Source organism: Halosegnis marinus, from assembly GCF_029338355.1.
Classification (GTDB): domain Archaea; phylum Halobacteriota; class Halobacteria; order Halobacteriales; family Haloarculaceae; genus Halosegnis; species Halosegnis marinus.
In genome coordinates this window covers 878,323-891,959 of record NZ_CP119802.1, presented here as the reverse complement: position 1 = coordinate 891,959, position 13,637 = coordinate 878,323, and the positions used below count along the sequence as shown (strand labels likewise).

Annotated in this window: 13 protein-coding genes; 10 read left to right on the top strand and 3 right to left on the bottom strand. The window is 73.5% G+C overall.

Features of this window, described 5'->3' with window-relative positions; translation table 11 throughout:
• Nucleotide 1: 1 nt before the first annotated feature.
• Both P2T37_RS05010 and P2T37_RS05005 read right to left on the bottom strand, forming a co-directional pair.
• The gene (locus P2T37_RS05010) at nucleotides 2-1,744 is read right to left on the bottom strand and encodes a sensor histidine kinase (protein WP_276235689.1); all 1,743 of its coding nucleotides are present in this window, start codon (nucleotides 1,742-1,744) and stop codon (nucleotides 2-4) included.
• A 71-nt stretch (nucleotides 1,745-1,815) separates the two neighbouring features.
• Nucleotides 1,816-4,125: a hybrid sensor histidine kinase/response regulator gene (locus P2T37_RS05005; RefSeq protein ID WP_276235688.1), complete on the bottom strand. Its 2,310-nt coding sequence runs from the start codon at nucleotides 4,123-4,125 to the stop codon at nucleotides 1,816-1,818.
• 82 nt (nucleotides 4,126-4,207) lie between these two features.
• Here P2T37_RS05005 and P2T37_RS05000 point away from each other — a divergent pair, with 82 nt between their 5' ends.
• The 9 genes from P2T37_RS05000 to P2T37_RS04960 all read left to right on the top strand — a co-directional run bounded on the left by P2T37_RS05000 (nucleotide 4,208) and on the right by P2T37_RS04960 (nucleotide 11,542).
• The gene (locus P2T37_RS05000; RefSeq protein ID WP_276235687.1) at nucleotides 4,208-4,501 is read left to right on the top strand and encodes a DUF6684 family protein; all 294 of its coding nucleotides are present in this window, start codon (nucleotides 4,208-4,210) and stop codon (nucleotides 4,499-4,501) included.
• A gap of 137 nt (nucleotides 4,502-4,638) precedes the next feature.
• Nucleotides 4,639-6,525, top strand: coding sequence for a type II secretion system F family protein (locus P2T37_RS04995; RefSeq protein ID WP_276235685.1), 1,887 nt, complete (start codon nucleotides 4,639-4,641; stop codon nucleotides 6,523-6,525).
• Nucleotides 6,522-7,223 (top strand): DUF7289 family protein, encoded by a 702-nt coding sequence (locus tag P2T37_RS04990; RefSeq protein ID WP_276235684.1) that lies wholly within the window; start codon nucleotides 6,522-6,524, stop codon nucleotides 7,221-7,223. The genes P2T37_RS04995 and P2T37_RS04990 overlap by 4 nt, the downstream gene beginning before the upstream one ends.
• On the top strand, nucleotides 7,220-7,660 hold the full coding sequence (locus P2T37_RS04985; protein ID WP_276235683.1) for a DUF7266 family protein: 441 nt from the start codon (nucleotides 7,220-7,222) through the stop codon (nucleotides 7,658-7,660). Before P2T37_RS04990 ends, P2T37_RS04985 begins: the two co-directional genes overlap by 4 nt.
• A complete protein-coding gene (locus P2T37_RS04980; RefSeq protein WP_276235682.1) occupies nucleotides 7,657-8,331 on the top strand; it encodes a DUF7263 family protein in 675 nt (224 codons plus the stop codon). Before P2T37_RS04985 ends, P2T37_RS04980 begins: the two co-directional genes overlap by 4 nt.
• On the top strand, nucleotides 8,324-8,731 hold the full coding sequence (locus P2T37_RS04975) for a DUF7262 family protein (protein WP_276235681.1): 408 nt from the start codon (nucleotides 8,324-8,326) through the stop codon (nucleotides 8,729-8,731). The genes P2T37_RS04980 and P2T37_RS04975 overlap by 8 nt, the downstream gene beginning before the upstream one ends.
• The gene (locus P2T37_RS04970) at nucleotides 8,728-9,237 is read left to right on the top strand and encodes a DUF7261 family protein (RefSeq protein ID WP_276235680.1); all 510 of its coding nucleotides are present in this window, start codon (nucleotides 8,728-8,730) and stop codon (nucleotides 9,235-9,237) included. Before P2T37_RS04975 ends, P2T37_RS04970 begins: the two co-directional genes overlap by 4 nt.
• Nucleotides 9,238-9,295: 58 nt before the next feature.
• Nucleotides 9,296-11,185, top strand: a complete 1,890-nt coding sequence (locus P2T37_RS04965; protein ID WP_276235679.1) for an ABC transporter ATP-binding protein — start codon at nucleotides 9,296-9,298, stop codon at nucleotides 11,183-11,185.
• Between the two features lie 51 nt (nucleotides 11,186-11,236).
• The gene (locus P2T37_RS04960; protein WP_276235678.1) at nucleotides 11,237-11,542 is read left to right on the top strand and encodes a hypothetical protein; all 306 of its coding nucleotides are present in this window, start codon (nucleotides 11,237-11,239) and stop codon (nucleotides 11,540-11,542) included.
• A 17-nt stretch (nucleotides 11,543-11,559) separates the two neighbouring features.
• Here P2T37_RS04960 and P2T37_RS04955 read toward each other — a convergent pair whose 3' ends face one another.
• Nucleotides 11,560-12,558, bottom strand: a complete 999-nt coding sequence (locus P2T37_RS04955) for an aldo/keto reductase (protein WP_276235677.1) — start codon at nucleotides 12,556-12,558, stop codon at nucleotides 11,560-11,562.
• 287 nt (nucleotides 12,559-12,845) lie between these two features.
• On the opposite strand from P2T37_RS04955, the gene P2T37_RS04950 reads away from it, so the two are divergent.
• On the top strand, nucleotides 12,846-13,631 hold the full coding sequence (locus P2T37_RS04950; RefSeq protein WP_276235676.1) for a winged helix-turn-helix domain-containing protein: 786 nt from the start codon (nucleotides 12,846-12,848) through the stop codon (nucleotides 13,629-13,631).
• Nucleotides 13,632-13,637 lie beyond the last annotated feature (6 nt).

Here is a 13,637-nt window from a genome sequence, read left to right as displayed (position 1 = left end):
CTCAGGCCGTCACCGCGCGCTCGGACTTCGTCTCCCGGTCGGCCAGCGGGAGGGTGAGCGACACCTCGTTCCCCCGCGGCTCGCGGGTGTGGACGGAGACGGTCCCGCCGGACTCGGCGATTATCTCGTGGGCGAGCCACAGCCCCAGCCCGCTGGCGCGTTCGAGCGCCGCGGGCTCCCCGGTCAGCACGTCGCGGTCGGCCGAAGGGATGTGCGGCCCCTCGTCGGCGATGCGGACCTCCGCGCGGTCGTCGGCCGTCGTCACCGTCACGGAGACGTACGGCCGGTCGCTGTCGGCGTGTTCGAGGGCGTTCTCGATGAGGTTGTCGAGCGCAGAGGGGAGCGCCGAGACGCCCGAGACGCGGACGGGTTCCGGCGGGAGGTCGATGTCGAACACGGCGTTCGGGTACTCCGCGACGAGCTGTTCGCGCCGCGCCGACACCACCCGGCCGAGCTGGTGGGTCTCCCGCTCGTCCGCCGCCATCGAGTCGACCGCTCGGGCCTGCTCGGACAGCGAGAGCAGCCCGTCGGCCCGCTTGTCGATGGTGGCTATCGCCCGCTCGGCGCCCGCCGTGTCGCCGTCCGCGAGACACTCCTCCAGCAGCCCCAGCTGGCCGCTGATGATGGACGCGTCGTTGCGCAGGTCGTGGCGCAACAGCCGGTTCAACACCTGCGTGTACTCCTCTGCGCGCTTCCGGTCGGTCACGTCCCGGAAGACGAGCACGCGGGCGTCCGCCTCCGACAGCCCGGTTCGGACGACGTCGAAGGTGCGGTTCCGGCGCCCGCCCCGGTCGCCGTCGCGGACGGGCACCTCGACCTCGACGTGGTCCGTCCCCGCGTCGGGGTCGCGGTCGAGCAGCCGTCGCCCGACGGCCGGATACGCCGCGAACACCCGTTCGGCGGCCGCCGGTGCCCGCGGTTCGACCTCGAACACCCGCGCCGCGGCGTCGTTGTATAGCCGGACGGTGTCGTCGGCGTCGACGACGAACACCGGGTCGGGGAACTCCCCGATGACGCGCGTCCGGACCATCGAGACGGAGTCGAGCAGGCGGTACCGCGTGACCGCGACGCCCGTGATGACGGCGGTGAGCGAGAACAGCAGCGGCGTCGGGTCGAGCAGCGGGGCGTCGCCGGTGGTGAACAGCCCCACCAACCCCGACGCGAACGGGAGCACGCCGGCACAGAAGACGAGCGCCCGCCGCACCCGCGTCGTTCCCGACGCCCGGCGCGTCCCGAGCGCGAGCGCGGCGAGAACGGCGACGTTGAGCGCCGTCGAGTAGAGGAAGAAGACCAGAAAGCCCACGCCCGGCGTCGCGTCCACCCGGACCCGCCCCGCGCCGGAGACGAGTTCCGTGGACGCGAACATCAGCCCGTGGGCCGGGTTCGTCACCACCAGCAGTCCCGCGGCCGCCGGCACGGCGACGAGCGGAATCACTCGGGCCGGCGTGAGTCGGTGGCGGTAGCCGGCGACCGTCAGCGCGAACAGCGGCCACGACGCGCCGAGCGTCGCGATGCCGAGCCACAGCAGGTTCGAGTACGCGACCTTCGCGGGGAGCGTCGTCGCCGAGAGCTGGAGCGCGTAGGCCCACGCCCACGTGGTCGCCCCCGTCGAGAGGCCGATGAACGACAGCGTCTCGGTCGAGGAGGCGGTGAGCGGGCGGGTGGCTGTCACCCCCAGCATCACCGCGAGCGACGCGCTCCCTGCCACCAGGAGCGCGAGTACGACCGGGTCCCCCGGAATCACGCTGTAGTCGTCTCAGTCCATCTATATAACTGGCACGACGGCGCCCGAGCTCTCCCCCTTTCGTGACCCTCTCAGACGGTCTCGACGCCCGTCACTTCGAAGCGGGCGCCGCCGGCCTCGCTCTCGCTCGCCTCGACGCGCCAGCCGTGTGCCTCGACGATGCCCCTGACGATGCTCAGCCCGAACCCCGTCCCCTCGGTCCGGGTGGAGTAGCCGGCGTCGAACACCTCCTCGCGCTTCTCGGCCGGGATACCGGGGCCGTCGTCGGCGACGTAGAAGCCGTCGGGCAGGTCGCCGACGGTGACGGCTACCTCCTCGCCGGCGTGGTCGACGCTGTTGCGAAAGAGGTTCTCGAACACCTGCTGGAGGCGGCTCGCGTCGGCGCGCACGGTCCGGTCGGTCTCGACAGCGAGGGTCGCGGTCCCGGTCTCGACGTTGTTCCACGCCGTCTCGCACAGCGCCGCCAACTCGACGGCTTCGAGGTCGCTGACGCGCTCGCCGTTGCGGGCGAGCGTCAACACGTCGTCGAGCAGGGCGTCCATGCGGTCGAGCGCACGCTCCGCCGCCGCGAGGTGGTCGTTGTCTGTCTCCTCGACGGCGAGCTCCACGCGCCCCTTCGCGACGCCGAGCGGGTTGCGGAGGTCGTGGCTGATGACCCCGGCGAACTCCGCCAGCCGCTCGTTCTGGCGTTCGAGCTCCGCCTCGCGGGCGCGCAGCTGTGCCCCGCGGTCCACCTGCTCGAAGGCGGCCGCGAGCGTCCGCGCGAGTATCTCGGCGAGGACGAGGTCCCCGTCGTCGAAGTCGTTCGCCGCCGTGGAGCCGGCGACCAGGATGCCGTACTCGTCGATGGGGACGAACAGCTCGCTCCGTATCGGCGTCTCGGGGTTCTGTCGCTTCGGGTTCCCCTGGACGTCGTCGACGACGCGCGGCTCGCCCGCCTCGTACACCGCCCACGCGATGCTGTTGCCGGGCCGGAACACCGGCGGCTCGCTGACGATCTCCCGGACGCCGTCGGTCCGCGCGGCCGCGACGAGCCCGCCGACCTCGTCGTCGTACAGGTGGATGGCGTTCGCCTCCAGCCCGAGCACCTCGGCGGCGGCCTCGACGCCGATGGTCGCGACCTCGTCGCGGTCCGTCGCCGCCATCAGGTCACGGGTCGTCTCGTTGAGCGCGGCCAGCCGCGCCTCGCGGCGGCTCTCGGCCGTCGTCTCCCGGTACACCCACAGGTGGCCCCGGCCGTCGGCGAGCTCGATGGGCCGGTAGCTCCGCTGGAACGTCCGGCCGTCCGCGAGCGACAGCTCCTCGTCGGTGACGGGCTCGCGGCGGTCCGCCAGCCGCTCGACGCCGGCCGTGAACGCCGCCGGGTCGTCGAACTGCGCCGCCGCCTCGCCGGCCAGCGACGGGCAGTCGGCCCCGACGTACGTCTCGGGGTCGCCGTCGAGGCCGAACAGGTCGGCGAACCGCTCGTTGAGCGCGAGGACGTTCCGGTCGCCGTCCTCGGCGAGCACGCCGACGGGGAGCGTCTCGAACAGCGTGGACAACAGCGCGTTCGTCCGTTCGAGCTCGCGCTCGTGCTCGCGCTGTTCGGTCGTGTCCCGCGCCGAGACGATGATGGAGACGACCTCGCCGTCCCCGTCGGTCACCGGCCGGAACACCCCCTCGGTCCGGTACACGCCGACGCTCGGCAGGTCGTGGTCGATGGCGAACTCGACGTACTCGCCCGCGGCGGCCCGCTCGACCCACGACCGGACGTTCGCCGCCGTCTCCGCCGACTCGCTGAACCACGGCCCCTCGTGGAACGGCGCGTCGACGACCGCCTCGCGGTCGGCCTCGACGTAGCCGAGCGCGGTGTCGTTGATGTCGAGCACCGTCCCGTCCGCGTCGAGCAGCCCGACGAGGATGTTCGGGTCGTTGAATATCGCCCCGTAGCGCCGCTCGATGCGGTCGAGCCGGCGGTCGCTCCGCTCGGCGCGCCGCCGCGCCCGGCGGCGCTCGACCGCGTTCCGGACGCGGTTCCCGAGCAGGGCCTCCCCGTCCGCCCCGCGGTCCGTTCGGACGTAGTCCGTCGCGCCGGCCGCGAGCGCCTCGGTCGCGGCCCCCTCGTCGTGCTCCTCGGCGAACAGGAGGAACGGGAGCTCCGGGTGCGCCTCGCGGACCCGTTCGAGGAACGCCAGCGCGTCCGTCGCCGGTAGCTCGAACGCCGAGACGATACAGTCCGTCCCGCCCGCGTCGAGCCGTTCCCACGCCTCCTCGGCCCCGGCGACGGTCTCGACCGTCGTGTCGTCGTACTCCCGGCGCAGGAACTCGGCGACCCTCTTCGCGAAGCCCCCGTCGCCGCCGACGCACAACACGCGAATCGCCCCCCGGGACTCCGTGTTCATCTAGTCCGACTCGCCCTCCGAAGGGTAAGAATCTGTCCCCGCGCGGCGAAGGGGTTACGCGCCCGGCGTTCCTTCTCCGGGCGTGGACGACTCCGCCCCGCGGGACGACGACGACGAGCGCTCGGTGTTCTCGCGCCGGACGCTGTCGGACCTCTCGGTCAACGCCGTGCCGATTCTCGTCCTCGGCGCGTTCATCGGGCTGTTCGCCCTGCTCGCGCCGGCGTCGGGCGCGGAACCGCTGCTCGGCTTCCACGCGGCGCTCGTCGGCGGCGTCCTCCTCGTCAGCTACGTCGCCGCCCGGGCTATCACGGCGACCGGCGAGGAACTCGACGGCGAGCGCGAGCCGCGGCTGTACGGGGACGACGACGAGCGCTGAGGCGCGCCCGTCGCCCGCCGCGACTTGTTTTTGAGCTAACAGGAATACACTTATACGCGGGTAGGCGCCAGCCGACTACACGATGACGGAGCGACGAACGCCCCCCGGCGTCGCACCGATCCGAAACGAGGTGACCGATGGCGACCGGCCGTGAGCGGGAGTCCCCGCCGCGGTCCGGCGGCGTGCCCGGCGTGGTCGACCGCGGCCTCTACGCGCTGTTCGCGCGCCACGCCGAGGACGGACACGCCCGCGACCGCCGGCGCTTCCGCGCCGCCAACCGCCCCGGCTCCTTCGACCGCTATCTCGTCCGCGTGTACGGGCTGTCGTGGCTCGTCGGGACGCTCGCCGCGACGCTCGCGCTCGTCGCGGCCCTGCTCGTCCCGCCGGCGACGCTCGACGCCGCGCTCGCCGGAACCCCGCTCGCCGCGACCGTCCCCGTCAGGCTCGGGGTCGCCGCCGTCGCCGGGTCGCTCGTCGGACTGCTCGCCAAGGCCGCGACCGTGCGCGCCGGCGGCCTGCGCCTCCGGTGGGCCGCGACCGCCCGACGGAGCGACATCGAGCGCACCCTCCCCGGCGCGGTCCGGTACCTCCGCGCGCTGGCGACCGGAAGCGACGACCGCGAGCGGATGCTCCGGAAGGTGGCGGAGCGCGACGCCTACGGCGAGACGGGCGTCGCCTTCGAGCGCGTCCTCTCGCGGGCCGCGCTGTCGGGGAGCCTCGACGCCGCGCTCCGGGAGACGGCCCGCGATACGCCCTCGCGGGACCTGCTGTCGCCCTTCCTGTTGAAGTTCCGCGAGCACGCCTCGCAGGGCTCCGAGGCCCTCGGTTCGTATCTCCGCATGGAGTCGCGGATGCTCTCCCACCGGCAGGACCGGGCCCGCCAGCGCGCCGGCGACTTCCTCGAACTGCTCGCGGAACTGTTCATCGTCCTGCTCGTGTTGCCGGCGCTGCTCGTCGTCGTTCTCACCGTCGTCTCCGTGCTCGCGCCCGGCCTCTCGACGCCGATACCGACGCCGGTGGGGACGACCACGCCCCGCGCCGTCGCCGTCTACGGCGCGGCCGCCTTCGCCCTGCTCGTCGGGGCGGGCGCGGCGGCGCTCGTCGCCGACCTCCGCCCCGCGGCACAGGCCGCCCCGAGCTACGAGCGCCCGGGCGGGCTGGCGACGCTCGCCTCCGTCGGTTCCAACCCCGCGAGCGCGGCCGTCGCGTTCCTCCCCGTGGGCCTGCTCGCGGCGGCCGGCCTGTTCGCCGTCGGTGCCGCGCCCGAAAACGCCGTCCTGCTCGGGTACGCGGCCTACGGAATACCCGTCGGACTGGTGGCCGTCCGGCGCGCCCGCCGGGACGACGCGAAGGACCGCGAGCTGAAGGACTTCGTCCACGCGGTCGCCGGGCGGATGAGCCTCGGCCGACCGTTCCCCGCCGCGGTCGCGGCGGTCGCCGAGGAGGTGGACAACGGTGCGCTCCAGTCGGACGTGGCGGACCTCGCCTTCACCCTCTCCCTGACGAGCGCGGGCGGGGAGGGCGACACCCGCCGGGCCGCGCTCGAACGGTTCACCGACGCGGTCGGCACGCCGCTCGCGGCCCAGACGACGGGCCTCGTCACCGGCGCGCTCGACGTGGGCGGCGAGGCGGAGGAGGTGTTCGACGCGCTCCAGCAGGAGGTCGGTCGCCTCCACCACGCCCGGAAATCGCTCCGCTCGAGCATGTTGGTCTACGTCGCCGTCGGCTGGACCACGGCGCTGCTCATCGTCGGCATCGTCCTCGCCGTCAACGCCCACGTCCTCGACGGGTTCGCGCAACTGTCCTCCGTATCGGGCACCTCGGGCGGCGTCGCCATCGACCCGCGGGCCGTCGATATCGAGCGGGACCGCCGGCGCTTCTACGTCGTGACGCAGGCGACGATGCTCGCCTGTGGCTGGTTCGCGGGCGTCGCCTCCCGCGACCGCTACGAGGCGCTGCTCCACTCGGGGGCGCTCGTGGTCGTCTGTTATCTCACCTTCTCGGTCGCGGGGATGGGCCCGTGAGGGCACAGGCGAACGTCGTCGGCGTGGCCATCCTCGTCGGCGTCACGGTCGTCGCGCTCGGCACGCTCACGGCCGCTATCGGCGCGGTGGTCGAGGAGGACGCCGCCCGCGCGGACGCCCGCCGCGTGGCCGACGGCTTCGGGTCCGCGCTCGAACCCGTGGAGGCGACCGGCCCCCGGCGCGGCACCCTCGCGTTCGTCGAGGGCGACCTGCGGCCGGTCGACCGGCAGGTCCGGGTGTTGAACGGGTCGGGCGTCGTCGCCGCGGTCGAGGCCGACGCGCTCGTCTTCGAGGCGGGGGAGCGCCGGGTGACCTACCTCGGGGGCGCGGTCGTCCGGGGCCGGCCGCCCGGCGGGTCGATGCACACGCCGCCCCCGATAACCGCATCCAGGGACGGCGGCGCGCTCGTCGTCGGGGTGGCGCGGCTCGGCGACCCCGGGGCCGTGGGCGGGAGCGGCCGGGTGGCGGTCCGCACGAACGTCAGCCACGAGCGAACCGACCTCGGAACCGGGACGTTCCGCGTGGCCGTCGAGACGGCGACCCCGCGGCCGTGGCGCGCGTACTTCGAGCGGGCCGGGGCGACCGTGACGACGCGCGACCTCGACGGCGACGGCGTCCCGAGCGTCGTGGCGCGCTTCCCCGGCGAGCGGCGCGCGTGGCTCGTCGTCCACGACCTGCGCGCGGAGGTGGGGGCGTGACCGACCGCGGCGTCACGGGCGCGGTCGGGAAGGCGCTCGAACTCGCGCTCGCGGTGCTGTTCGTCGCCCTGCTCTCGACGGCGCTGTTCGGCGGCGCGGTCCCCGAGTACCGGGCCGTCGCCGGCGGGGAGGTGGGCGAGCGCGCGCTCGCGCTCGGCGCCGAACGGGTCGCACAGGCTGTCCCGCCCGCGGGCGTCGCGGGTGCGACGGCGACCCGACGGGTGGACCTGCCGCGCACCGTCGCGGGCCGCCCCTACCGCGTGACGGTCGAGAACCGGACGCTCGTCATGGCCCACCCGAACCCCGACATCGGGGGCCGCGCCCGCCTCGTCCTCCCGGCGGACGCGACCGTGACGGGCGCGTGGGAGAGCCGCGGCGACCCCGCGGTTCGGGTGCGGGCGACGCCGGACGGTCCCGCCGTCCGGCTGGTGTCGTGACCCGCCCGCGCGGGCAGGCGAACCTGCCCGCCCTCGCCGTCGCGCTGCTCGTCGTGACGACGACGGCCGGCCTCGCGTTCGCGCTCGCGGACGACGCGTTCGCCGGGGCGACCCGCGACACCGACGGCGCGCTCGCCGCCGGCGTGGCCGACAGACTCGTCGCCGAGCGGTCGCCGCTCGCGGCCCGCGCGAACGTCCTCGACCGGCCGGCGCTCGACGGGACGGACGCCGACCGGCTCGCGGCCGCGTTCCCGGCGCTCGCGGGGACCGACTTCCGGGTGCGCGTCGGCGGCCGCGTCGTCGCCGAGCGGGGCGACCCGACCGGCGGGGCGACGGTCGAGCGGGTCGTCCTCGTTCGGACGCGAACCGAACGGACGGTGACGCCGCCGCTCGCGACGACCCGGGTGACGCTCCCGCGGCGCACCCCCTCGGTCGGCCTCCGCCTCGACCCGCCGAACGGGACGACCCTGACGACGGTGCGGGCGAACGGCCGCGTCGTCCTCCACGACCCCGACGGACTCGCGGGCGAGTACGAGGTGGGGACGAGCCGGTACGCGACGACGACGCTCGCGTTCGCCGCGGACGGCCCGCTCCGGGAGGGGAACGTCACGGTCGCGTACCGCCCCGCGGCGACGACCAAGGCGCTCGTGGAGGTGACCGTCGATGGGTGAGCGTGCACAGCTACCGCTGTCGCTCGTCGAGGCGGCGGTCGGCGTCGTCCTCGTGCTCGCGGTCGCCTCCGGGTTCGCGCTCGGGGTCGCGTCGCCCGGTTCCAGCGCGGCACAGCTCGACGCCTACGCCGACGACACCGCGACGGTCCTCGCCGCCGAGCCGCCGCGCCACGGCGGCACGACCCGGCTCGCGGAGGTGGCACGCTCCGAGGCGGGTTTCGAGCGCGAGCGCGCCGCCCTCGACCGCCGGGTGGACCGCATCCTCCCGGACAACCTCATGTACCGGGTCGAGACGCCCCACGGCGCCGTCGGCTACCCCGTTCCCGCGGGCGCGCCGGTCGGGGAGCGGAGCGTCGCCACCGGCTACGGCCGCGTCACGGTACGGGTGTGGTACGCGTGAGCCGGCGCGGTCAGCTCGTCCTGCTCACGGCGGCGGTGGTCGCCGCGGCGCTCGCGCCCGCCCTGCTCGCGTACCTCCAGCTCGGCTACCACGCCGACAGGGACGCGGCGGCGGACTTCGAGGACCCCGCGGCGAACGCCGTCCGGGTGCTCGACCGGGCGGCCTTCGAGGCGCGCCTCGACGGCGACTACGCGTGGGCGAACCGGACGCGGGCCGCCGACCGCGTCCGCGCGACGCTCCGCCCCCGCATCGACCGGCTCGCGGGGAGCCGGGTCGCCGACGGGACCGCGACGCTCGTGAGCTACAACGCGACGGCGGCGCGGGCGTGGGTCGAATCGTCGTGTCCCGGCGGGGACGGTCGCGTCTTCGGTCCCTGTCGCGCCGACGGCGGCGTGGTCGTGCAGGAACGGGCGGGCGAGGCGGCGCTGGTCGCCGTCGCGTTCGACGTGCGGGTGGTCACGGAGCGCGGGGAGACGCGGCTGACGGTCGTGGCGACGCCGTCGTAGCCCCCCTCGGCCGACACGGTGGGGACCGCTTTTGCCGCTCGCGTGCGAACCGGACCCAATGAGCGATTCGGAGGGGTCGCTGGACGGCCTCCGCGACCGCGCCACCGACCCGATGCGGTATCTCGCCGTTCGGTACGGCCGCGACCACGTCCCGGAACTCGCGCTCGGCGGGCTGATGACGGTCGTCGGCGCGGCGCTGTTCTCGGTGCCGGCCTTCGTCCTCGGGGTCGCGCTCGACGCGATATTCGACAACACGCGACCGTTCGCGCTGCCGCTCGTCCCCGACGCGTGGCTCCCGACGACGCTCGCCGGGCAGTTCTGGCTCACCGTCGGCATCGTCTCCGGCTCCTTCCTCCTCGCCGCGGTCGCGGGGTACGTCCGGGGGTGGGCGCTCAACCGCGTCGCACAGGACGTCCAACACGAGGTCCGAACGGACACCTACGCCGAGATGCAGACCCAGCGGCTCGGCTTCTTCGACGACCACCAGACCGGGGAGGTGATGTCCGTGCTGAACAACGACGTGAACCAGCTGGAGTCGTTCCTCTCGCAGGACCTGCAGGCGGGCGTCCGCATCGCCGTCACGGCGGTCGTCATCGGCGCGATAACGCTGTACCTCCACTGGCAGCTGGCGCTCGTGACGCTGGCGATGGTGCCCCTTCTGGGGTACGCTTCCTACCGCTTCCAGCGGGAGATCGAGCCGAAGTACGGGGAGGTGCGGTCGTCGGTCGGCCGGCTCAACGCCCGGCTGGAGAACAACATCGGCGGCATCACCGTCATCAAGGCGTTCGGCCGCGAGCGGTACGAGGCCGACCGGGTCACCGAGGCGTCGGACGACTACCGCGACGCGAACTGGGACGCCATCCTCACGCGCATCCGCTTTTTCCCGACGCTCGTCCTCATCACCGCGCTGGGCTACGGGGCGACGTTCGCGCTCGGCGGCTACGTCTACCTGTTCGGGGGATTCGGGGTGTTCACGCTCCCGCTGACGGTCGGCACGCTCGTTCCGTTCCTGCTCTACAGCCGGCGGTTGATGTACCCGATGCAGCAGTTCGGGCAGGTGCTCAACAACTACCAGTACGCGTACGCCGCCACCGAGCGCATCGTCGGCCTCCTCCGCGAGCCGGACCGGATACCCGACCGCGACGACGGGGTCGAACTCGACACCATCGACGGGGCCGTCGAGTACGAGAACGTCACCTTCAGCTACGACGGGGACGAACCCGTCCTCGACGACGTGTCGCTGTCCGTCGAGCCGGGCGAGACGGTCGGGCTGGTCGGCCGGACCGGGGCCGGCAAGACGACGCTGACGAAACTGTTGATGCGCCTGTACGACCCCGACGAGGGCGTCGTCCGGCTCGACGGCCACGACGTGCGCGACGTGGACCTGCGGAGCCTCCGGCGACACCTCGGCTACGTGAGCCAGGAGCCGTTCCTCTTCGGCGGAACCGTCCGCGAGAACGTCGCCTACGGCCAGCGCGACGTGGACCCGGCCGACCTGGAGGCGGCGCTCCGGAAGGCCGGCGCGTGGGACTTCGTCCGGGACCTCGACGACGGGCTGGACACGACGGTCGGCGAGCGGGGCGTGAAGCTCTCCGGCGGTCAGCGCCAGCGGCTCGCCATCGCCCGCGCGATACTCGAGGACCCGTCGCTGCTCGTGCTGGACGAGGCGACGAGCCACGTCGACAACGAGACGGAGGTGGTCGTCCAGCGGAACGTGGACGAGATGGTCGCCGACCGGACGACGTTCGTCATCGCCCACCGGCTCTCGACCGTGCGCAACGCCGACCGTATCGTCGTCCTCGACGACGGGCGCATCGCGGAGACCGGCACCCACGACGAGCTCCTGGCCGCCGACGGGCTGTACGCCGACCTCTGGCGCGTCCAGGTCGGCGAGGTCGAGGCGCTCCCCGAGGGGTTCGTCCGGGAGGGCTCGGCCGCGGACGACTGACCGCGGCGACCCGCCGACAGATACTATCGGGGCGACCCCCAATCGCCCGGCGTGAACGGACGGACGCTGTGGCGGCTGGTCCCGGCCGTGTTACTCGTCGCCGGCTTCGGGACGGCCGCCCTCGCGCGGACGGGGTATCTCCCCCGGAGCGCCGTCGTGGTCGCCGCCGGGGTCGGCGGCGTCCTCTGGGGGCTTCACATGCTCGCGACGCCGGCGGTCCACAGTCCGGTCCTGTCGGGGTCGCTCCCGAACGCGTCCGAGGGAGCCCGCGAGCGCGCCCCGCGGTGGACGCGGGCGAAGGGGGTCCTCGCGCTCGTGTTCGGGCTCGCGATGCTCGGGCTCGCCGTCGCGAACTGAGTCGCGGCGTCGCGCCCTCAGATGTCGCTGTACGGGCCGCCCTTCGACTCCTCCAGCCGCTCGAACTGCTCGTCCGAGAGGTCGACCTCGGCCGCGCCGAGGTTCTCCTCCAGCTGTTCGACCGTCCGTGCGCCGACGATGGGCGCGGCGATGGACGGGTGGGCCATGTGGTAGGCGACGGCCGTCTGGGCGACGGTCGCGTCGACCTCGTCGGCGACGGCCGCGAGCTCGTCGTGGACGTCGAAGTTCTCCTCCGTGAGGTACGCCTCGCGGAAGCGCGACGACTCGGCGGCGCGCGACTCGCCGGTGAGGCCGTCCTCGCGGTCGTACTTCCCGGTGAGGAAGCCCTGGCCGAGCGGGCTCCACGGGCAGACGCCGATGCCGTAGTCGTCGGTCATCTCCAGGTAGCCGCCCTCGACCTCACGGTCGACGAGGTTGTAGCGCGGCTGGGCGACGGTGAAGGGCTCCCAGCCCTCGGCACGGGCGATCTCGTTGGCCTTGGCGACCTTCCACTCGTTGGGGACCAGCGTCGAGGTGCCGAGGTAGTGGACCTTGCCGCCCTCGACCAGCCCGTTCAGCGTCTTCATCATCTCGCGGGCGGGCGTCTCGTCGTCCCAGCGGTGGATGTACAGCACGTCCACGTAGTCGGTGCCGAGCCGGTCGAGCAGCGCGTCGATGCGATGGCGGACGTTCTTGCGGTTCGTCCCCCGGGAGTTCGGGTCGCCCTCGCGGATCTGCCAGTAGATCTTCGAGGCGATGGTGAACTCCTCGCGGTCGTAGTCGGACTGCGCGAGCCAGTCGCCGATCCACTCCTCGCACTTGCCGCCGCCGTACACGTCGGCGGTGTCGATGAAGCGGCCGCCGGCGTCGGCGTAGGCGTCGAGCAGTTCGTGGGCGCGGTCCTCGCCGATCTCGACGTTGCCCTCCTCGGTCTCCTTGCCGAAGCGCCACGTCCCGAACTGTATCTCGCTGGTCTGTAGGCCGGTGTCGCCGAGCGACGCGAAGTCGAGGTCCATGTTCGGGCCGACATATCGTCGTGCGGGCGAAAAGCCTGTGGCTACCGGAGGGGTGTCGCCGGTTCGGGGTCGCGGACGAACGGTGGTCACGCCGTGGCGAATCCCCTCAGTCGGTGAACCGAAGCCCGCTCTCCGTGTACGTCCCTTCGGGGGAGGGAGACCCGCAGTGGTCGCCCGGTCCGCGGACCGGCACGGGGGGATGCCGTCCGTCGACCGTGATACTTCTACCGCACTCTCCGGTGCCGAACGAATCATGTGGCGCCGTCCTCACGTCGTGGTAGCGCCAGATGCTCGAACTCGTACTCTCTCGGCGACGTTACCTCGAACGCCTCGCGGACGCTCCGGCGTGGAAGCGCGACCTCATCGACGAGTTCGACCACTCGCGCTCGACGGTGGACCGGGCGCTCGCCGCGCTGACAGACGCGGGGCTGGTCGCTGCCGGCGAGGCGGGCTACGAGACGACGTACTCGGGGGAGACGATGCTCGACGTGGCCGACGAGGCGACGGCGGTGGCAGACACCGTCGACGCGGCCGCGGCGCTCCTGAACCACCTCCCGACGGACGCGCCCCGCGACCACCGCTTCCTCGCCGGGGCCGAGTCGGTGGGGATGGACGACCGTTCGCCCGCCGAGGTACTCGGCCGGATGCGCGTCGCGGTCGGCGACAGCGACCGCTTCCGGGGTGCGGCGTTCTCGGCCAACGACGACGGCTTCATCGAGACGGTGTACCGGCGGAGCGTCGTCGAGGGGGCAACCGAGGTGCGGTTCGTGGCGACGCCCGCGCCGGCCCGCTACGTCGCGACGGAGTTCCCGGACCTCGTCGCCGGCATCCTCGACAGCGACGCCATCGAGGTGCGGGTCGCGCCGTCGATGCCGTTCGCCTGCTACCTCGCCACCGCCGACGGCGAGACGACCGGGTACCTCGGCGTCCACGGCGAGCACGACAACTTCCTCGGCTTCGTCGCGAACGACCGGCCCGGCGCGGTCGCGTGGCTCGAGTCCGTCTACGCCGAGCGGTGGACCGCCGCCGCGCCGTTCGCCGACTTCCTCGCCGACGAGGGGTTGTCGCCGTAGCGCGGG